Genomic DNA, 22,718 nt, shown 5'->3' with positions numbered 1-22,718 from the left:
TAAAATTCTACTATTCATATTTAATAAAATCTAATTCTTGCATTTTATCAATAATTAATCTCATACAACTTTGCCCATTTGGTGTATGATCCCAGTAACTCTTATGTATTCTAATACCATGCATTGTTAAAAAATTAATAATATTTAGACTCAATATAGGTGCTATCTCATAATTCAAATTTATTGGCATTAACTCATTATTGTTAAAACCATACTTTGCTTCTCCAATTTTATTATCATCTCTAAAATTAGTAGCTAAAGCATCCGATATAGAATATATATTTAACCATGTTAAATCAGGACCACTTGTAAAATTTCTATTCAAAAAATAATTTGGATAATAGGCATTAATAAATTCATAAGGATTACCAGTAGTTATTAATAATTCAACACGATTAATTACATTTCGTGAAGGTTTATTTCCTAGAGGAAATAATAAATCAAACGCTAATAAACTTCCAAAACTATAACAATGGAAATGAATCTTAGATTCCAAATTATTTTCTGCAATATATTCTATTAATAAATCTAAATTCCCTAAAACTAATTGGCTTTTTTCACCACTCTCTAAATATTGATCTACAGATGCAAATTCAGTTGCTAAAGAAGTTATAATAGTTTTTGATTCTGGTATTATCAATAGTATTAATGTAGTAAATGGTACAAGAAATTTTAAAATTCCTTTCATATCAATTGAACTAAATAAATCTAACATAAAATCCATCTTAATCAATTTCAAAAAATCAACTAACTCTTTTGTAAAACTTAATTTTGTTGCTAAATCAATACTAGCAGGTATTAAAAAAATAATTGCTAAAGAGATTATAAAAAATAGAGTAAAAGCATAAAAAGTTAAATAAGTTCTGTTATAACTTGTATAAAAAAACAATTTACTAACCAATAAAGGGAATTTTTTTATTACTAACCATAACAATATAATATTCTTAACTAAAATGTTTTTCTTTTTAAAATCCTCTGTTAAGGCATTATGGTAATTAAAATCATAAATTTTATAAATAACTTCACAATTGTTCTCATCCTCGTGATAGATTGAAACTAAAGTTGTTTCTAAGCTATCTGAATAAAGTTCTTTCTCTGTTTTAATTTTAAATTCTTTACCTTCAGTGGAATAATTAAGTTCATTTTTTATTCTTAAAGCATATTTCTCAACATTCTCTTTATTTAAAGTTTGACCTAACCCTGATATGTATATTCCAACTTTATTACTCATTGCTAAACTTTAAGTATTTTTTACTTACCCATTTGTTATCTGAACTCACCTTACACCAATCTCCAATTATTTGAGAAACAAAAATTTCTTGACCTTTATTAAAACTACCTACTACAGGATACTTTGTTCCTCCTCCACTCCTTACATTTAAAGCAGTAGCAGTTACTGTTGCTTTTTTGACTTCATCAGTAAAACGTTCACTAACCCAATGTTCAGATGAATTTGAAATTTTCAACCAATTATTTTGTTCTTTATAAACTCTTAAAACAGAACCAAATTTTATAGGATTTCTATCTTTCACTTTATCACTTTTATAATTTGAATCTACCCTAACATTTAAAGTTGAAGAAGTAACCATAACATACTTTAGAATACTATCATCATTTATTTTAATATCATTATCATTTATAAGTTCTTTTAATAGGGGATAAAAGTTGTTTTCAGCATCAGCAACTTTATTTCCTCCAAAGAAATTTGTTCCTGGACATGATTTGTTATTTTTAATTCCATCATTTCTTGAACCTGAAACTAAATCAAACCAATGATGATATACAATTCTATCTTTATTTACTGGAAGATTAAATTTTACACATAATAACTTAGTGACTTCAATAATTGTCTGTTTTTGTTCTGAAATCATTTCATCACCACCAAAATCAAAATTCCCTAAATTTTCAATACAAATTGAATTTGCATTTTGACCATAGATACAAGCAGGTGATTTTTCAATATTTCTACATGTTAATATTGTTCCATCTGGAAAAATGGTAAAATGTTGACCAATATCACTCCATCCATTATGAACAACATGATAACTTTTCATTCCTTTTTGAAGTTCAAAATGATTATTCCCTTTAAAGTGAATATAACTTGGAGAATATGTATGATGTTGTTGAATTTTTAGAATCGTTCGACCTACTTTTAAAGTATTCAACCACTCTTTAAATTCATTTAAAGAAAACTTTGTAAAGCCATATTTTGTTTCCATGATAAAAACAACTAATCAACAAAAAAACTAATTCCAGATAAAGATGCATTAACATTATTGTAAATAACTGCATATACATTTCCATTAGGATCAATATCTATTCTACCAACTAACCCATTACCTGTATGAATAGTAAAAGTATGTCTTCTAAGAGGTCTAAATCCTACTGGTAAAAGAAATAATGAATAAGTCAATCCATTAGTTTGTGTAGTTCCTCCTTTAATAACACCCTCAATATATACTATATTTTGAATTTTTCTATATCTAACCGTCTGATAATTAGAACCAAAATTAGTGACAGAATTTAGTAAAGTGGGTGTTTGCCATGAAGAATCTGTAATTGTCGGAATATTTAAATTTACTATACCTGTTTGACCATTCACACTTTTTACAGGCGCAAACGTTTCTGCAGCTTTTTTTGCTCCTTCTGGTGTAACCACTCTAGTTGTATCTGTTCCTGCTTGAACTTCAGTAAGAGTTGCAATTTCAACCTTCCCTTGTGTAGATATTGTAGCCGTTGGAATTGAACTACTAGCAAAAGTTTCAACAACTTTTTTTGCAGTTTTAGGTGTGATGTATTTAACTTCATCATTACCTGCAGCAGCTTCTGTTAAATTCGCTTTATCATCAATATTATTTACTGTGTTATCAATTAATTCAGCAAATTGACTTTCTGTTGGTCTATCACCAGTATTAAAATATGCTTTTAAATCTTCTCTATTTGTTGCCATAATTTATTTTTTAGTTATTTATCTTATATAAAATGTGCCTCCTACTATCATATCTCCTATTCCTCCAATGTCTTGCCAGTTTGCTTCATTATGTATGGTTAAAATACGTTCCTCTCTACTCATCATACCTGCAGTATTTTCAGCAATAACTTTAAAATGATGATAGATAGAATTGTTTTCACTATTCATGATAGATAATGTTCCTGACAGCAAGTCTGTTAATTCTAAAGGCAAGTAAGTATCTTGATCATTAGTTTGTAATTCATGTATTTTTACCCAATTACCTTGCGAGTTCATTTTGTATAAATGGTATTTACCTTTATAACAAGTTTTTTCCCAATGAAGCACAATTGTTGTTAATTCATTATTAGTATTTAAAGGTTCTGAATAATAATCTAAAATTGGTGAAGCAGGGTTATAATTCTCAACCACATTAGTTATTATTAGTTTTGAAGCCTCAGAAGGTGCATAATCTACAACATTGGCTAATTCTTTATCATTATAACGAATTCTTCTAGCTACTGTTAACCTATAAAATAATGGATCTCCAAACGGTGTTTCGGCCAAATCCGAAAAATCATCCTCAAAAATCCATTTACTTTCATCCAATAAATTTTCAACTTCTAAATCAACAATTCTAACTAGTTTCATTGTCCTGATTGATAAAGCATCAGACGGGCTATCTGCTCTATAAATTGAAACTTTAGCTATATTCTGAGCTTTTGGATAAGCGTTAATTTGTAATTGTACTGATGGTGTGATTCCTAAAGTTCGATTTTCTAGAACAGGAATTACTTTAATGATTTCAGGAGCAATTGGTGGAGCTGTATTAACCAAACTAATTGGACCAAGTATTTCGCTATAATCACTAGTTTTCATTTGGTTATTAATTTCTCTTACTGCATAAAAATATTTTGCGTTTGAAGCACCATCTAAACCAAAATCAGTAAATTGAGACTCATATTGTTGTCCTTGTGGGTCAATTCGGCACATCATTGGTGCCATATCAAAATCAGATTCTGGGTCAAGCGTAGGCTGTAATAAATTCCCATTTCGATCTCTTACAACTTGCTTTTTAGGAATTGGTTTATACGGAAGCAACTTTACAAAATTATACAATACAGGAACTTCTGTTAAAGGAATAAAACAATTCAATAAAACATCTTTCAAGAAATCTTTAATTTTTAATTCAGCATTTCTAACATCTCCGTTAGATAATAATACTTCAGGAATAACCGTTTCATTAAGACTTATTATTGGCACTGAAATATGTCCAACTTGAGTTGGAGAGTTATTATAAAACACATTATGGGCGTCAATAAAAGCATTAATACTTTCTATAAAAGAAGGATTGTCAGGCAATGGTAATGTTCTATCTTCAAAAGTAGCAAAACTGCCTGAAGGGTAATTAAAACTCAATAAATCATTCCATCTATCAACATAAAAATCTTCTTCTCCATTTAGAAAAATATTTTGCATCACATCCTGAACCGTATTTAATATAGGAAGTCCCGTATCCCCATCATAACCTAAGACATCTTTATTATAAATTGCAGATAAGAATTGAATATCACTGGCTCTGTTGAACTGAACAGAATAAGGTTTGTGAATTTCTTCTGGTGTCCCATATTTTGTATTAAAAGAATAAGATGATTTTCCAAAATAATCTGGTCGTGTAGCATACATTCCTCCTGTTGGTCTTTGAGGTTGAACAGGTTCCATAACAGCGTTAGCAAACATTAATGCAGGAACAGACATTTTAGAAAAGAAGTCAACGGCATTATCGTACGGAAACTCATTAGGTAAATCCCAACTTCTCAAACCAAAAACAGTATAACGTACCTCATTATCTCCTTGAGGTAAAACACTACTTTTGTTTAATCCTAAATTATCATCTTTATACAAATAAACTTTATATCCAGGATAATAATTAGTCATTTGACTAATAGAATCATCCTCATCATCCATTAATTTACCTTTGTAAGTATCTAAGTCACTTAAATCACTTGGGAATGTTAAATCTTCAATATAAAGAACTAAATCATCAGTAGTAGAACCTATATTTTCTGTCCTAATAACTTTAAATTCTTTTCTTGGTCCACTACTATCACTAAGGGTATGTAACCTAACTATTCCATTATACCATTCAACGGAATTAGTACCAGGAGAAGTTTCTAAATAATGTTGTGAATGTTGTGGTAGTTTAAATCCAGGAAAAGTAATTTTATATAATCCTAAATGTTTAAGAATAAAATTATCATTTGTATCTGTATCATATAAACCATCTCCGTCTTCATCAACTTTCTCTAATATTTTTTCTATGTTCGCATTTTCATAAATTCCTCTAAACTTTTGTACGTGAGTTTCTGTTGTACAATCAATATTTTTTATGATAATTTCCTCTTCACGATGAACTATATCATGGTCAATAACAACATTAAATCCTGAATTAGTTGGCAATCCCCATATAGATAGATTTTGCATATTTTCTACAATTACAAATAAGCTTCCTATAGTAGGTAAAATTTCATTTGCTGGGTTAGTTCCTGTTCCTGAATTCAAAATAGAGTCACTAGCATCAGCCTTAAAAACAATAAACTTTGGATAATTTCCTGTATTGTCAATCTCATGAATAACATACTGAACATTATCAACTAGCATTACGCTACCTATATAATTACTTTCTGTTCCATTAGGTATAATAGGAATTAAAGTTTCATTATATGTAGGTGGTACAGTTTGAGGAACAACACTATCATCAATACCTGAACTATATATTGAATATGGCGCTGTATCGACTTCAATTAATAAAGGATTACTATTATTTCCTACAAAACTTACTTTTCCAGAAACGCTATTAGGCACTTGATCCCTAAAGAAAATCTGTATTTTATCAGCAAATAATTCCTTATTATTATCAGTTTCAAAATAATTTGGAATTGTTTCTCCATTAATTTTTTGATGATAATCAATCAATTCTTGTGCATGATTATATTCAAAAGTCAAACGAACTAATGTTTTATCTTGATTTGTATTTTCAGAGAACAAGACTTGCTCTTGAGAAGATGTTAATAGCAAAGGAATTTCTTTTTGAATTAAAGTCGCTGTTACATTAGTTGGAGGTAATAGTTCATTTACAGCTGGTAGGATAATCTCAACTTCATGTACTACTTCACTTGGAGTAGCTCTACTAAACCAATTTATTCCATAAGATGAATAATCTAACTTACAATTTTCCTTTACAGCATGAGTAAATAACGGTTTATCTTCTTCTGGTAGTACTAACTCAACAGTTTCATTTGTTAATTCAGATGCAACACTACTAGTATCAACATTAAAATAAAGTGGATGATAAGACAACTCGGGTTTAATCCAACTAGTTTCTCCTGTTTTTCTGTATTCTAAACCTGCAAAAACTGGTTCTGTTGTCTCACAAGCTATAAACTCATCACTGATATAGTAGAACGGAGCATCAGCTAGTTCATCAATGTCATTCTCAGGAAAAAGAGAATAATATTTTGTTTTACCATCTGGAGAAAAACCTTCAGGCGTAACTAAATTTATTTGCTCTTCATCAGTAAATTCTTCTTCATTTTCATCTACTTCGGAATCATCATAACCATTGTTAAAAAAGATACCAGGAACCGGCTCTTTTAAATCTACAGGAAGAGGAAGACGTTGATCATGCAATGAAGTAGGCAGAGAACAGTATAAATGTTGTACTTGTCTGGCTCCTAAACCGTCATGTAAATCACCAAAAGAAATGTATTCAGACAAATACATATATTCTCCATCAAAAACTATTGGGTTCAAATCCAATGTTCCTAATCCCAACATTCGTGCAACATGATAATCCAACGAACCTAACTTTAAAACTTCCAGAAATGGAATTTCAATACCAGAATTCTCTGTAGGAGGTTCTGGAATATAAGGATCATATTCTGGTTCTGAGTTTGGATCATTAGGGTCATAATCAGGATTAGTAAGAATACAGGCTTCAACATCGCTATAATTATCAAATGGAAAAATTTCTATTGCAGTAGGATTGTTCAAAGCATCGCTTAGTTCAATATATTTATCAACTGACGTGTAAATTCGCTCAAGTTCAGGAATACTATTAGAATTCCATCGCGTATGATAATTATCTACATTCACAAAGGCCTGATCATTGTAACGTAACCAGTTTTCTAAACAATTAGCTTCAGGCTCTAATCGTTGATAGGCTACATTAGTTTCTTTAGTTAAAGCATATTTTCCAATAAAATTCCATTTATTCTGTTTCTGAGTAGTAAGTATAAAATCAGAGTAAAATTCAAACGATAGTAATTCAATATGAGATGCAGTACTACTAAATCGAATACTTCTAATGTTTTCTGAAACTAATGATGTATTGTTAAGTTCATCAGCAGCATATTTTTTCCTCAATGATGCAGCTTTCGGAGAGATAATTTTGTTTTCCGAAACAGATAATAATTCTGTTTTTACAAAATGATTACTAGTTAAAATTTGAAATTTCGGAGAAACTTTAAAACTTAATTCTGTTTTAGTTTCAACCTCAATAACACTATTACCATAATTTTTAATAAACAACAAAGTATCTGTTGCAGGATCTAAGTTTGACCTAACCTGATTATACTTTGCAATATCTGAAAAATGAACGTGAAATACTTTTCCACTAACTTCATAAACCCAGTTTCTTTTGGTACCAAATTCATTAACCTGAAGAGGAGCAATATTAAAATCTAAAGTTGTTTTAAATGGAACATATTTTGCTCTGTAAATTTTAACATAATCATCATTCTTATTAAAGTTATGAGTGGTTGTGGCATAATTTGCTTTAGGTAAATGATCAGATAAAGCATCTCTCAATGCCCATCTTAAATGAATTCCTTGTGTACTATCTTCTCCAACAGAACCTGCTGATTGCAAATATAAATGACCTGATTGAATAGAAGAATAATCCGTAAATTCTAAAACATTTTCACAGTTACAATTTCCCAATTGAGATAAATAGTTCAAAATAAATTCAACAGCACTTAATGCATCATAATAATACACTTCAATGCCTTTATCTCCTTTATATATGATATAAGCCTGTATGGCTTTAATTTGAAATTGTAAATGTTCTTCTAAATGATATTGTGGGTAATTAGCATTTATTTGTGAAAACATTTCTAAAAATTGCTGAAAACAATCCTTAAATAAACTCAAACTTTTAATATAATCAGGGTTTTTAGTTTTTACTCCTTCAACACATTTGGCAAAAGCCCCTTCCAACTTAATGTAATCTGCACATATTTTTTCATCTTTTATACAGGGACCTAAATCTGGGCAAACAGGTTCAACGGTAGAATTTAAATTGAATGCTTCTGGTGTTGATACATCAACAAAAGAATAATCAAAAGTGACAAACGTAAAATCAGTTTGTATAATAGAAAAAGTACATGCTTTGGCAACCAACTGCACTAATTCCTCATCATTTGTTCTACAGCTTGTAAGCTCTGAATCTAAAGAACCAATGACCGCATGCTGCAGTTCACCATTAAAACTACTTCCTAAACTATTATTTAACAGAATGTCCTCATTAGCAACATCACATAAAATTCCAACTGCAGGTTGTATATTAATAAAGTTAAACTGTTTAGTCCAAATGGGATTAAAATTATAATCAATTTTAGAAATTACAGCATGTTCTCTTTCATAATTTTCAGTATATAAATAATTAGTATTATATTTTAAATTATTGATTTTAGAACCTACATAAAGTTTTTCACTTAAGTGATTAATTGTAGAACCAGAAACATTTAATTTTACAAAAAAATCGTAAAAATCAAATGTTGTCCCCTTAACAATGTAGTTTTGATTTTTATATATCAAATCATTTACCGTACTGACAGTAGAAGATTCAATAATATTTTGAACAGTATTCAAATTAAAATCCAATTCAACTATTAAACCTCTGTTGGAACTATTGAGATCTTGATGAGCTGTACCATACAAACCTATCTTAGTAGTACCTTTAGCAATACCTTTTACCTCAAAATTATAAGTATCAAAAGTTAATCTCTTTTGAGCTAATATAGTTCCATTGATGTCAAATTTTATAACTACAGTGAAAGTACTATCAGTTAATAATCCTTCACTAAAAGCAAGTATGTAGTTTTCATTTCCTATATCAACGAGAGTATCAATATCTTTAGAATTAGGCAGTTGATAATTAGGAGTTCCACTCAATTGTTTTTTCCAAAGAATTTTTCCATTGGAATTTATTCGCATCAAATACAGTAAATTTCCAACTGATGTTCCTAGAACTAGAAAATCACTAGCATTACTACAAGAAATTATTTTCCTAAACGAAATTTGTTCTTCAAAGAGATAAGATTTTTCCCAAACAACTGTTCCATCAAGATTTAACTTAGTGATAACACTTGCACTATCATCTCCTTCTCCTACATTATAAATAGCAGTTCCTATTTTTAAAGAATAATAATAAATATATCCTTCTGTTTTAATATATCTGTTTAAAAATGGCATACTTTTCTAATTATTATTTAATAAATCAATGGGTAAAACAACTTCAGTCATCACGGGATAATTAATTATAGCATCATTACCTGGTTGCATATCTCTGTAAACTTTGTATTGGAATTTCAAACTAATATTTTCTGAAATATTTTTTGCAGAATTCATAATAATAGCTTGTGAGTGATCTTTAGAGAATAGAGCCATATAAGAACCATTAACATTTCCGTCTGTCATGATTTCAATAGTATCTTTTACAACTTCTTGTCTAAATTTAGGATTATTAAAAGGCTCAGGATTTCTAACAATCAAAGCCACAACAGTATTTGTATTTTCATCTTTAATAATCGTAACTTCAGTACATACAGCTTCATCCCATGGTTTTAAACCTAAAATACCTTCAAAAACTCGGTCAAACGGATGTTGATAGTCGTTAGTTAAAGTATTAACTACCTCAGGTGTAAATCCAGTCATTAGCTGTAAATTATCAGGATTATTCCAATTCCAAATAGTAGTATAACTAGCTTCAATTTCATCAGAAGTAAATGGTTTTGCAAAATTAAAAATAGCCTCACGTTGCACCAGATTACCATCAAAATCACGTTTCATAAAATAACTCTCCACCTGCTCTTTAAAGTCTTTATAGCGAGAAGTTTTAAATACAAATTTGTGAACTTCGCGTATTTCATCTATCGTTGTTGCATTATCAAAATCTCCATTATGATTAACATCAAACAAATTGTTGACGATAGCAGTGTAAAGTTTGTTAGGTTTCAAATGCTTAGGAAATATCGTAACATATTCAGAAGCAGGTTTAGTAATGGTAACTTCTCCCATACAGTTTGGTGCTTCCATTAAGTTAAAATAGTGACTTATAGCAAATGGTACTTGAGGATTTTCCTCAGGATTCCAAACTTCTTCAGTTTGTGGAATGTGAGTATGCTCTGTATCATTTTCATCATAATCCAAATAAGGAGGATTTTCAATTAAAATATCTTCTACTGGATCTTTAATCACAATCTTTAACCTACCATCTAAAGCATTCTGAGAAGGGAGACTAGAATTAGGTGGATTTTGCTGTGCTTTATAAGACTCCCATTTATGGAAGAAATGAGTAGCATACGCTTTACTAAAGAATAACTGAATTTGCGTAGTACTAGCAATTTGTCCATTTATCATTGATACCTGATCATCATAAAACAAAGGTTTAGCACTCAATAAATTACCATCAGCATTCGGATAAGAACGGTTATAATCAATATATTGTTTCAATGTGGTCAACGGATATTGATCTGGGTGACCAATTACTCTCAAGTCTTCACCTGTTTGAGGATCAAGAATAATTTGTTTGGTAATAGCATCTCTTAATTTACCAACAGTATCCTCAAATATAAATCCATTTGTATTACTAATGTATATGCTACCACCTTCATTTTCTAAACCATTATTACTCACAATAAAATAACTATTCCCATTGGTATTATCCTCTTTTAAAAGCATATCACCAATTTTCAATTTCAAATCACCATAAGTCGATTCATCATGTGTATGGAAAAACCCTACAGGACCTCCTGTACTAAATCCATAAGTATAAGGGTAAGATTGAACAGTACTACCATTATCCACATTATCTTTCAGTATAAAATGAATATAATAACTAGTATCAGGTCTCCAAATAGGTTGTATATATTTTGTAATGCCATCTATGGCAGCTTGAGCATCTTCTGTAATGGCCTCTTGAGATGGTATATTTACATTATATTCATAGTCTTCAACTGACATCCAACAGACTTGATGAATCATCGTGAAATCTTTTGGCGTACATTCACAAATACAATTGCCTATTTCATTCAAATAATCAAGTACAGACTGAACAGCATTCCATGCTTGAGTATAATTCTGAATATCTTTCTTATTTAAAAACTGGTTAATCAATTGCAATTCATTAGTAAGATATCCTCCTAAATTATAATTAGGATCAAACGATTCTATAAGACCTAATATATCTCTGTAACATAATGATACAGCTTCAAAATTAGCTTCACTAATAATCGAAGGATTTAATAAGCAATTCGAATAAATAGTTGAAATCTGCTCATACAATTCACAAACTTTTGGATCTGCTTCACCACATCCTTCTGCTTCACAATATGGTTTTATTTCAGAGCCGAAGTTTTCAGATTCACAACCTAATTCTTTTAACCCTAATTCATATCCCTCTAGTTTTCCTTCAAATTTTACAATTTCAACAGCTAGTGGTGTTAAGTTTGAAGCATTCAACTCATTTGTCAAGCAACTCTGCAAATTAGAGTTGGCATGTACAACTAGCGAACCTTCATTTTGATTAAAACAATTTAGAGTAATAGCCTTACTTGTACTATTAAATGTAAAGTTTCTAATACCATTTGTTCCGCTATTTAAGTGTATCTCCTTACTCCAAATTACATTAAAATCATAACTCACTTTATGTAAAACCCCATTGTAATCATTGTTTTGAAGAAAATAGAAAGCATCATTCCCTAATTGAACAGAGGAATTATGATGCTTAGTATTTGGAAATTGATAAGAAGTATAAGAACCTTCTCCATCAACTAATAAAGCAAAAAGACCTTCTTGCTTACTATCATAACCCGATAATAAATAAGCCCCATTAGCTGTAATTTTAATATCATGTATAGTACTGTAACGTTTATCAATTTTTATAGAAGTAATGAGTTCTAAATCATGACTTATTTTCATAATACTTCCTACAGAGTCATTATACTCTCCTTCAATATATCTTCCCGCTACAACAAAACCATCAACGTCTTCACAAATAACACTTACTATAAATTCTTCTTTTTCAATAACCAATAAACTTCCCTTGATAAATTCTCCACTAGAATCAATAACAGCAACAAACGGCTCCCTTCTTGTGTCAATTTGATTTCGGTCAGTAAGAGTTAAATAAAACTGGAATTCTTTTTTTGAAGGAGCAATATGCACGAATATATCTTCATCACCCCATTCAATATGTTTACACCATATAATTTTTCCATCTTCAGGATTAAAACTTAATAAATAATGTTGTTTACCAGTAGTTGCATATACTACATACTGAAACTCATTTGAACCTTGTTTCTCAATCTGAATAATACGTTTAAAAATTAATTTTTCTTTTGTGTTAGCAGGTAATACATATTTTGCTTCCCATACTAAACTACCATCCTTAGTAATCTTACTAAGTAAACCTCTTTGTTCAGTTGTTCCTATAGCATAAATAAATTGCGTATCCTTTTCAGTAAACTCTTTAGAATAATAATAATTTAACAAATCCTTTTTAGAATATCGATTTACAAAAGAATCCGAACTTCCTACTCCACTAACTCCGCAAATCAATTGATGTAATTCTTCTTCTAAAGCAGCCGTAGAGAGTATATCTCCGTCTATTATACCTAAAGAAATCAAATTATTATCATTCTCAATTGTGGCAATCTCATCGTTTAATAAATTAATCTGCTGGCTAATGCTACTGTCAAAGATAGGTTCTACTACTATACGTGAAACAGGTCTCCAGTCATCATGAATCGGTTGCCATACTCCAGAAGAATTAGTAGAAAAGTTATAATGTATTTCATCATGCAAATCATCACCAAACAATACCATTTCAAAAGGTTCATTCACATTAGCGGCAGCCGGATTTGGATTACCATACACAACATTAAATAAAACATCATTTTGAGGACTTTGAATAACAGCATAAAATTTCACTTTCACTCCATTACTAAAGTTACTCAGTTTTAAAGCTGTCATTATAGAAGGTTGTGGCAATAAAATTTCTAAACCATTCCAATTATTAAAAGCTAATGATTTAGTTATGTTAAAAAAATTAGCTTCATCCGTTACATAAGCATAATCTTCATCAGCATTTGGAGTAATCAACTGAAAAGAAACACCATTAGAAAAAAGTGGTGTATTCGCATCACCACAATAATACTTGCCATGTAAAGGTTTTTGCAAGAACGTAGCACATTTTTTCTCCCTTTGTTCGGCTTCACAAAACAAAGTAGAAGCATTTATGCCATATTGTTCTGGCACATACCAGCCCGGTTCTCCTTGTTCTGTGTAAGAAAACGGAGTTGTAGCAAGCAATCTTACAGCATTATAAATACCATCTGTTTTTTGAAATTGCCCTACTTTTAAATTGGCTATACTTGGCTCATTAGGGTATAACGCTTCATAGGGATGATAATGTTCCCATATATTTTTAGTCTCATTCCAAAATTTAATTTCCAGATGATCTATAGTGTATTGATGCTTAACTTGTCGAATACTTCTTCCCTTCATAGTACTTACAGGTGGAATCAAATCAACATAATTTGCAGGAGCGTTATTAATACCTCCTATTAATTTTCGAACAGAATTATTAGGGTCTTGCGTATTACCTGGCAATAGTCCTTTTTGAGTTTTTATGTCAATATAAGTATCCAAAGGAATAATGTGCTCTAAGATTAATTCATTGGGAGCTCCAGTTGGTGGAGATGCTAAATAACCTAGTAAGAAAGGCTCATTAGTCAGCATACTTATACCTTGTACTAATTCCGGTATAGCATCAGCATTAGATTCATTAATCAATGGATTAATTGGAGTTCGGTCAATATTTTTATTAAAGTTCCAAACTACCTCTAGGTTTCCACTAAATTTAAATAAGGTGATACGTTTACCAAATATCTTAATCCCTACTTTTACTCTAAAATAGAATTTACCATAGATTAAGAAAGGTTTTGGAGCTTCTACACCAAACAAGATGCCAATATCTAAACTCAAGGTTACAAATAATACTCGCACTCTTGCACTCACACCAGCCATTAAATAAGCTCCCATTTGAGGTCGCTCAAAACTTACTTTCCCACCTACTTCAATAAAGGCATGAGCTTGTACTTTTATAACACCATAATTTCTGTCAAAATTAAACTCTCCTCTTGCCCCAGCTTCAATTCCTTTAGCCGATAGCATAACATAACTCTTAATAGTGAGTAAGGTCAAAATTCTAGCAGTAATAGGATTAACGTTAGTACCAATATTGATATACCAAGGCTTTTGATTTTTAAAGAAAAAACCAGCCTGAACATCAGCATATATTGTTAATATTTTTCCATTACCTGGCAATTTATAATCCGCTCCAAATCCAAATTCAAGCGAATCATCACCCACTGCAACAAAAGCAAAAAATGGAGGATCTTTAGTATCATCAAGTCCTAAACGGGCTGCAAGAATATTAGCCCTACCATCAATCATAAATAAAGAAGGAATGGAGAATAAAGCCATCGCTTTTATACTAAAAGTATAACCATCATCAGCAGATGTTCCTAGAGTAGCTCCAGCTCCTAATGAAACTAAGGTATTATAATTAACACTCTTATCAGGACCATTAAACTTCTGAACATTAATACCTCTTCTCGGCGCTTTATAATATTCATACCAAGTATTATCAGATGTAAACCCTTGTATAGCCTGTTTTTCAGCAACATATCGATAACCTAGTAAGCCTCTAAATCCATATATTGCAAACGTCCCCAAAGGAATAGGAACAGGTGGTTCTAACTCACAATCTATGATAAAAGCAGGATACCTAGGCATCAGTTTCATTTCTGCTTTTCCAGCTAATTTTGCTTTAGGTATTTGTAAAGTAATACCTCCTGCATACTCTTTAGAAACTCCCGGCTCAGGTATAGTCACCCATCCATTAATTTTAGCTAGAGAGCCTGAATTAGCAGGAATTACTAAATCTAAATATAAAGTCTGAATGTGTAAATAAGGTTTGGGTTTTTCTTGTCCCTCAACATCATCAACACAATAGTAATACTTAACTCCGTCTCCTCTTACTTCTATTCCCAGTGGGTCAATACTAACACCACCATCAAAACCAAAATAGTTAAATTTACGCATTACACCATTAACCTCTTTTTGATGAGAACCATAGTGTATAGCAGAAACGGTAATCTCTACAGGTCCTAATGGTAAAACTATTGGATTTATTAGTTGTACGGAACCTCCTTTAAATTCTATAGACCCATCACTATAAATACGCAATCGCTCAATCTCAATAGGGCCTAATTGCAAAGTCTCTTTTAAAAATCCTTCAAATTGTAAAGTTCCAGAGGTACCAATATAAAAATCATTATCTTCTTTACCAAGTTCAACACTTTTCATGTGATAGGTAAAAACATCAGGGAACTCAATAGGATATGGAGGTTGTGCAGAAGCAGTTAAATTAAAATCACCATCATCGCTTAAATGCCCTTCAATATCAATGTGTACTGGATCAGTTGTTCCAGGATAAACAAATTTTTTAATTTCTAAAGCCCCTTTTATATTCGAGGAAATAACCTTGTTCTGTTTGAACGTGATATCAAATTTTTGAAAACCTACCAAAAAACCCTTAGTCTCACTACCTATATTAAACCACATAGTTCCATTTTCTGAAACTACTATATCAGTTATATAACTTCTAAATTCAGCTAAACTATTGAATTCTTTTGATAGACCTGAAGTTGGATTGATGTTTAAGGGAAACTTAAAATTATATAAATTTTTATTATTTAAAGAGTTCAAGTAAGTTAATAATTCTGCTTCATCATTAATTAATATACTTTCTTCCTCTTTTGTAATTATATTATTCTTTAATCCTACAATTGGATAAACAAAATTAAATTTAGAACTAAAAAAATCTATAATTTGACCGTCGGATGGATTTTCAGTAGGAACAGCTTCAAGTGCGAATGTACCAGAAACGCCACCAGTACCTATCAATAAACCATAACCTCCAATTCTTAAGGTTGAACCATTAGTATTGGTTGCTGTCTTAAACCATTTTGCGGGCAAGGTTACTGAAAGCGTATCTGCATATACTCCTCTAAAATCAACTGATCTTCCATCAGCATCTGCTTCAGGAATATTTACTTTATCACTTAAATCTATCTTTAACCTTTCTAACTGAATTAAAAGCCCTGTTTTGCCTATTTCACTGTAAGTGGGTCTTAAATCCCCAACAAGATCCATTTTATAACCAACACCTTCTTGCGTGTCAGCATATAATAATACATTACCAAAATAGAAACGGGTTAACACTGTACTGTTTTCAGGCTCTCTTTCCCATATTCCAGTAGTATCATTTAATTTATAAGGATATAAAATATTTCTTGGAAATTCTACAGCTGTAGAAACATTTAAGGTAACCCTTGCTTTTGGAATTAAAATATCTTTAATGTAGGACTCAATATCTTCAGGTATAAAAGACTTAAAAAAAACTTCTAATTTTCTTTTTGTTTCATTCAAATCATTATTTAATAAATAAGCTCCAAAGGCATATAGTGTAGCATACTTGTCTGTATGTGAATTTATTGCTTGAACAACTTCTGTTAATTTTGTATCTTCATTAACAGTTAAGTTTAAAGTTTGTATTACAGGATCATTATTGTAATCCTTTAAATCGGTAATAAATTGTTCTAGAGCTAATGTATCTTCATCAACAGGAATGGTAAAAGTATTAATAAACTGAGCTATAGCTTGTTCTTCTGATACATTCAAAATCACTAAGCCCAATTCAAAAAATTCTTGAGGGGTAAATGAAAAATTATTCAAATCAAAACTACGGAGGTACGCCAAAATTCTCCATTCATATTCCAATGTTACTGGAAAGGCTGATATAGAACTATCTGTTGTTTCACTTTCATCAGGATTTATAACTAATCGGACACCAGACCCAAACAACTCTATACCTAATTTATTAGTTACAATACTTAAGCTATAAAAGGCTTTATCCCCTTTAGGGCTTTTTTTATATTGTAAGTCTTTGTAATGAATATTACTGAATAAACTTTGCAAACCCTGCTTTACAAAACTCAGTGACTCAGGGAAATCATCTAACGATACTACAGATGAAAGAGTAGGATAATAACGACGAACTACCGGTGGTGTATTACTTGATGAAGGCATAATTATCTATTATTTATTCTAAATTGAAAGCTAATAAAACAAAATATATATCTTAAAAAACTATAGTTCTCTTTTATTTAACAACCTCAATGATTTTTTCAAGTCATTAATAAAAAAGCCTACATCATTTATGTATCCTGTTTTCAATTTTTAAAATTAAATCCTTAGACAATATCAAACAATACGTATAAACACGTAATTTTAAAAAAACAAGACCGAAAATGAATTCACTTTCGGTCTTGCAATTAATTTTTTTTAATCAAAAAAGATTATTTCATCATAATCAAAATCTCCCTACTCTTATCAGAAAGATTGACTCTGTTTTATATGATTTTTTAAACTCATTTTCTAATAATTTTAAATCATATCCTGTGGGTTTTATAAGCTCTAAATGAGCTTGTAATTCCTCCTTACTATATGTAGTTTCCATATTTTCTAATTATTATCTAAACTTGTTAATCGTTTGAAACCACTAATTTCATCGCCATTTTCTAAATCATATGCTTTAATATTTTTTGGGAGATGTAATTTAACTTTGTTTAAATAAAGATAATATATCATTTAACACATAAAATATTTAAAATGGATTATATCCTTCTTTAACCCTATCAATTCTTCTTTCTGATAGTGATTTTATGGTATGATTAATATTTCTGAACCAAATAGAATTGCTTTCATAAGCCGATGCTTGATAAATATCTGGATTATCTCCTTCATCTAAATAAATGAATAAAAATTGATCTCCACCATATAAGTCTATTGCATAAAAAGGACGAGTTATAGTTTTATTCATTTCAGTCATTTGTTCTCGAACCCATTCTTGCATTTCATTTTGGTTTTCTGGAATTCCATAATCAAAAACGTAACAATCCTCTCCTGCTAGATATAATAATTCTTTTAAAACTTTTGGAAAAGGGTTGCCATTGTTCCAAGTTTTCTCTAATTGTGTTATTTCAGCTTCTGAAATGCCTTTTATTGGAAATCTAAAATCTGTATCTTCTGAATACTCAATTGGATTATCTTTTAATTTTGTTAAATATTGTATATTCATGATAATGATAAAAACTATTATAATCTAATTTCAAAATTCACTTTTTTTACAAACTATCTAGATAAGTTTTTAATGATTGTATGAAATTTGCATCTTGAATTTCACCCTCTTGCGTGTAATAATTAATAAGTTGAGTTGCATAATTATTATAATCAGAAATTGATAATAGTTTTTTTATAATCAATTTTCGTTCAGGAAGTGGCTGAATATAAAAGTTTGCTTGTTGATCAATATTCATATTTTCTCCCAAATTATAAAAATTTTGTAGGGTTTGATTTTGAGTAATAAAATTAATAGCAGCATTTATCATTTGCTCTAATAATGGCTTTACTATATAAAAACTTGAATCATCAAATACTTTTGTAGATTTTAATTTTTCCTCATCTAATGATGCTAATACATCTGAAAAATCTTCTGAAAAAGTAGGTGTTTCATTTAAAAAATGTTTAAAATATACATTTGAATTATTAATATAAACATCATGGAATATTTGTTCTACATTGCTAAATAATACATTAACAGAAACAGATGAAAAAACTACATCATGAGGAAAGTAATCATCATAAAAAGGTGTAATTGTAATTTTTCTTTGAACTTCCTGTTTAGTGTAAAAAAACTCGTTCTCAAATGATTCTAATGTGTAACCTGCAGGTTTTATTAGTTCTAAATGAGCTTGTAGGTCCTCTCTATTATATGTAATTTCCATATTTCTTAATTATTATCTAAATTTGTTAATCTTTTAAAATCGCTAATTTCATCACCACTATCTAAATCAGATGCCTTAATGATTGTTGGTTGTCCATCGAATTTAAAATCACCATTAGTCTTGTTGATATTAAACTTTTTTTCAAATTTTAACTTTCTATTATTATTCCTCAATTCAAAACCAGAAAAGTTATTATCATAAGCGGCATTAATTGCTCCTTTTTGATTTAATGAAGTAGCTGTAGTTTGCTTTAATTTGGTTTCAATTACTATTATATCACTTATTTTCTTTTTACCATATTGATCTGTTGTAAACTTTACAAAAACTTGATCGGCAATAAAATAATCTCCTGCGCTATTATATTTTAATTGAACGTTAGTAATTAAATCATAATCATCTAAATTTTTAGCGATTGAATTACTACTCATCCAGTTTTGCAGAGCATTATATTCTGTTGAATTTCTTACAGCAAAACGAGCACTAACAATTCCTTCAAATTTTCTTCCCAAAAAGGTTACATGTTTAAAGAAATAACTTTTTCGCCATCTTAACCAAGCAGGAGAAAACAATTCCTTTGAACTCCAAAGTCTATAAGGATCTTCTAAAATAGGTTTTAGTTGATTAATGATATCCTCTGGGTTTGCTTGTATAAGTCTTCTTACATCTTTACCTCTTTGTCCCGAATGTGCAATTTCATGAATAGCTTTCTCAACCAATTCATCACTAAAATCATCAAATTTACGTAAAAAACTTTCCGTTTGAAAATTTCCTAATGTACCATTTTTTTGCATTTTTAACCACGCATTCAAGTAACCTGTACCTGGCAATGGAGTTACTTGCGATAAAGGGCTTTGCATAAATAATCTTCTAGCTTCATCATCAAACTTTAATATTTGTGCTTTTAAACTTGGATAACTATAATACTGCGTATAACGGTTGGTTAATGTTGTATCAAAAATTATTTCTAGTGATTTAGCATCATTGACATTATGAATCCTCAAGTTTTTCCAATTATCCATCGCTTCACCACCATTCTGAATCATTTTTTGCCAAAACTCATCGGTAATGTTTGCATCCATAAAATCATCCAGAAATAAGATTCGTTGGTCTGATGTATAAGATAATAATTTAGATTCTACATTAGATCTAAAACTGGTAGGAATTTGATTTATAAAAGATTGAAAATTATCTAAACCCGCTGCATTTATTCCTTGAAACTTTTGCTTTAACTGTAAAAAGTCTCCCACATCCCAACTTGCTGGATAACCAAGGTCTTCAAGTTTTCGTGCATGTTTTTTTATCATTTTACTTGCCAAAACATCTAAACCTAAAGAACCTATTTGAATCCAAAAAAGTATCTGATCTAATTGTTTACAACGTTTAAACTCATCACTTTGTGCTGAATCATCAGGTAACTGACCATTTGGCGTATTGTCATTAATGTTTTGGTTGACTTGATTTCTATAATCGTTACAATTGTTAGTTGTATAAGTTAAGTAAATTGACACAAAACTTGAAGATATTTCTAATAAAGCTCCTATTCCTTGAGCACTAGACCAAATCCCTTTAAGAATAAATAAAGTTTCTGAAGTTTGTGTTCCTGTTCTCCATGCTCTAAATGCTCTTCCAAACTTCCCAACATGTCTTAAATGTCTTAGTTTAGAAAGGTTCCCAATTCCAGTAAAAGTTAATGCAACATCAAATGCTAAACCAATTCCTGTCCATAAATCTTCATTATCACCAAAATCATCCATATATTTTAAGTAAAATAATGGCAATAATGCGGTTACATTCTGTCCATTCTGATTTAAGTCTACTAGGGGTATTTTTATAGCTACATCGTTCTCTTTATAATCTGAAAGTGATATGGCTTGAAAGTAATTATAGGTACCCACTAATTTAGGCACTGTTGTAACCTTTTCAGTTTGATAATCATTTCCATAATTTGGAGATGTTTTTACTACCTCTTGCTTGTCTTCATAAACCTCAATTTTTCTATCAGAAAAATTGAAACTCATATTATCTGTATAAAAACCAAAAGACTTTTCGTGGTTGTAATTTAACATTACAGTATTAGATGTATATCCTAACAAGCCTAACTCTATATTGTCATAATTTGTTACATCATCTTCAAAATCATTTGTATTAAAACTAGGATTAAATTCAGAGACATACCAAAGATTAAACAATTTTAGCATTAATGCTTTTCGATTATCTTTCCCAATCCAAAGAATTTGATCATTAATTTTATCATATAAAGTCTCAAAAAGAGTTTTATTTTCATTTTTCTCTTTTAAAATTGTACTTTGCAATTTAGCTAAAAAGTAGGTTGAATCTGCTGGATCTATAGATTCAATAATCTTTAAGACAAGATTTTCTTTGTCTTCATAAATTTTGTTTTTTGCAAAACCTATTAATATGTCTATTCTCAGATCTATTGGTATAACTTGAAGAGAAGAAGGACCTAAACATTTAATAAGTAATTCTAATTTTTTATCATCATTAGTTTCATTTAGTAACAATGGTTTAATTCTATAGCAACTTGAGTAGAAATTTACTAAAGAACTATAGTACTTACTAAAAGCCTCATAATCTGGGTAATAACCATCGTTTGGTAAAATAGGCGAATAGGTATTTAAAGAAGGGTTATTTGGAAAATAATACATTGCCCATCCTTTTTTTATCTCATATAAAATTCTTAGTAAGTTAGTATCCAAATCGGCCAAAGTAAAGCCTGGCTGTTGAGTTCCAACACCATCTATTATCCCCCAATAATCAGTAAGCAATGGGAAAATTTCAATTCTAATTTGATTAATTCTTAAGGTAATTAATGTGGTAATTCTATCCATTTTTTGGATAGTATCTGTAGTGGCTATCCAACCTGAAACTCTTTCAGAAAAATTCTTTTGATAAAAATAACCTAATGCTTTTGTGTTATAATCTCTATCTGGATGTAAAAAATCGTTAATTTGACTTAATTCATAAGAAACAAAACCATTACCAATTTCATTTTTAATTGGAAAATCAATTTTCTTATTTGATTTTAAGTAATATAATTTAGGCGTATTGTCAACATTTTTAATGATTTTAAAAACAGCTTTATTCTCTTCATAAATAAAATTTGGAAGTGAAGAATTTATCGAAGTAACTGTAACTTCATCATCAATATTTGCTGGATAATTGTTTTCAAAATCTATATACTTAAAACAATAATTTTCTTTTAACTCAACAGGTGTAGGAGCAATACTTTGAGTAAATGCTGTCCCTTGTTTGTAAGCAAAATAAAGTATTGCTTTTTCTTCCAGATAATAACCATCAGGAACATAGCTTTTTCCGTTATATCTGATATTCTTAAATTCATCCGAATAGTAAAAATGATATTTTACAAAACTTGTTTCTTTTTGGAATTCAAAACTTATTAAAAATCCGTCAATATCATATATTAAATTTTGAAATATATCTTCAGGCAATTTTACAGCTAAACCATTTTTTAAAATACAAATATTATTCAT

Annotated in this window: 8 protein-coding genes; all 8 read right to left on the bottom strand. The window is 29.8% G+C overall.

Annotated features, from left to right (window positions below):
- Positions 1–10: 10 nt before the first annotated feature.
- The 8 genes from AABJ49_RS04915 to AABJ49_RS04880 all read right to left on the bottom strand — a co-directional run bounded on the left by AABJ49_RS04915 (position 11) and on the right by AABJ49_RS04880 (position 22,718).
- Positions 11–1,231: a hypothetical protein gene (locus AABJ49_RS04915; RefSeq protein WP_338376550.1), complete on the bottom strand. Its 1,221-nt coding sequence runs from the start codon at positions 1,229–1,231 to the stop codon at positions 11–13.
- A complete protein-coding gene (locus AABJ49_RS04910) occupies positions 1,224–2,219 on the bottom strand; it encodes an SH3 domain-containing protein (RefSeq protein WP_338376548.1) in 996 nt (331 codons plus the stop codon). Before AABJ49_RS04910 ends, AABJ49_RS04915 begins: the two co-directional genes overlap by 8 nt.
- 11 nt (positions 2,220–2,230) lie before the next feature.
- The gene (locus AABJ49_RS04905; RefSeq protein ID WP_338376546.1) at positions 2,231–2,950 is read right to left on the bottom strand and encodes a hypothetical protein; all 720 of its coding nucleotides are present in this window, start codon (positions 2,948–2,950) and stop codon (positions 2,231–2,233) included.
- A gap of 18 nt (positions 2,951–2,968) precedes the next feature.
- Positions 2,969–9,484, bottom strand: a complete 6,516-nt coding sequence (locus AABJ49_RS04900) for a hypothetical protein (RefSeq protein ID WP_338376544.1) — start codon at positions 9,482–9,484, stop codon at positions 2,969–2,971.
- A gap of 6 nt (positions 9,485–9,490) precedes the next feature.
- Positions 9,491–17,449 (bottom strand): hypothetical protein, encoded by a 7,959-nt coding sequence (locus AABJ49_RS04895; RefSeq protein WP_338376542.1) that lies wholly within the window; start codon positions 17,447–17,449, stop codon positions 9,491–9,493.
- Positions 17,450–18,026: 577 nt separating this feature from the next.
- Positions 18,027–18,500: an SMI1/KNR4 family protein gene (locus tag AABJ49_RS04890; protein WP_338376541.1), complete on the bottom strand. Its 474-nt coding sequence runs from the start codon at positions 18,498–18,500 to the stop codon at positions 18,027–18,029.
- A gap of 46 nt (positions 18,501–18,546) precedes the next feature.
- Positions 18,547–19,206, bottom strand: a complete 660-nt coding sequence (locus tag AABJ49_RS04885; protein WP_338376539.1) for a hypothetical protein — start codon at positions 19,204–19,206, stop codon at positions 18,547–18,549.
- Positions 19,207–19,211: 5 nt separating this feature from the next.
- On the bottom strand, positions 19,212–22,718 hold the full coding sequence (locus tag AABJ49_RS04880; protein WP_338376538.1) for a hypothetical protein: 3,507 nt from the start codon (positions 22,716–22,718) through the stop codon (positions 19,212–19,214).

The sequence above is a fragment of the uncultured Flavobacterium sp. genome, assembly GCF_963922255.1.
In the GTDB taxonomy this organism is placed as follows: Bacteria; Bacteroidota; Bacteroidia; order Flavobacteriales; family Flavobacteriaceae; genus Flavobacterium.
This window is presented reverse-complemented; position numbering and strand designations above follow the sequence as displayed.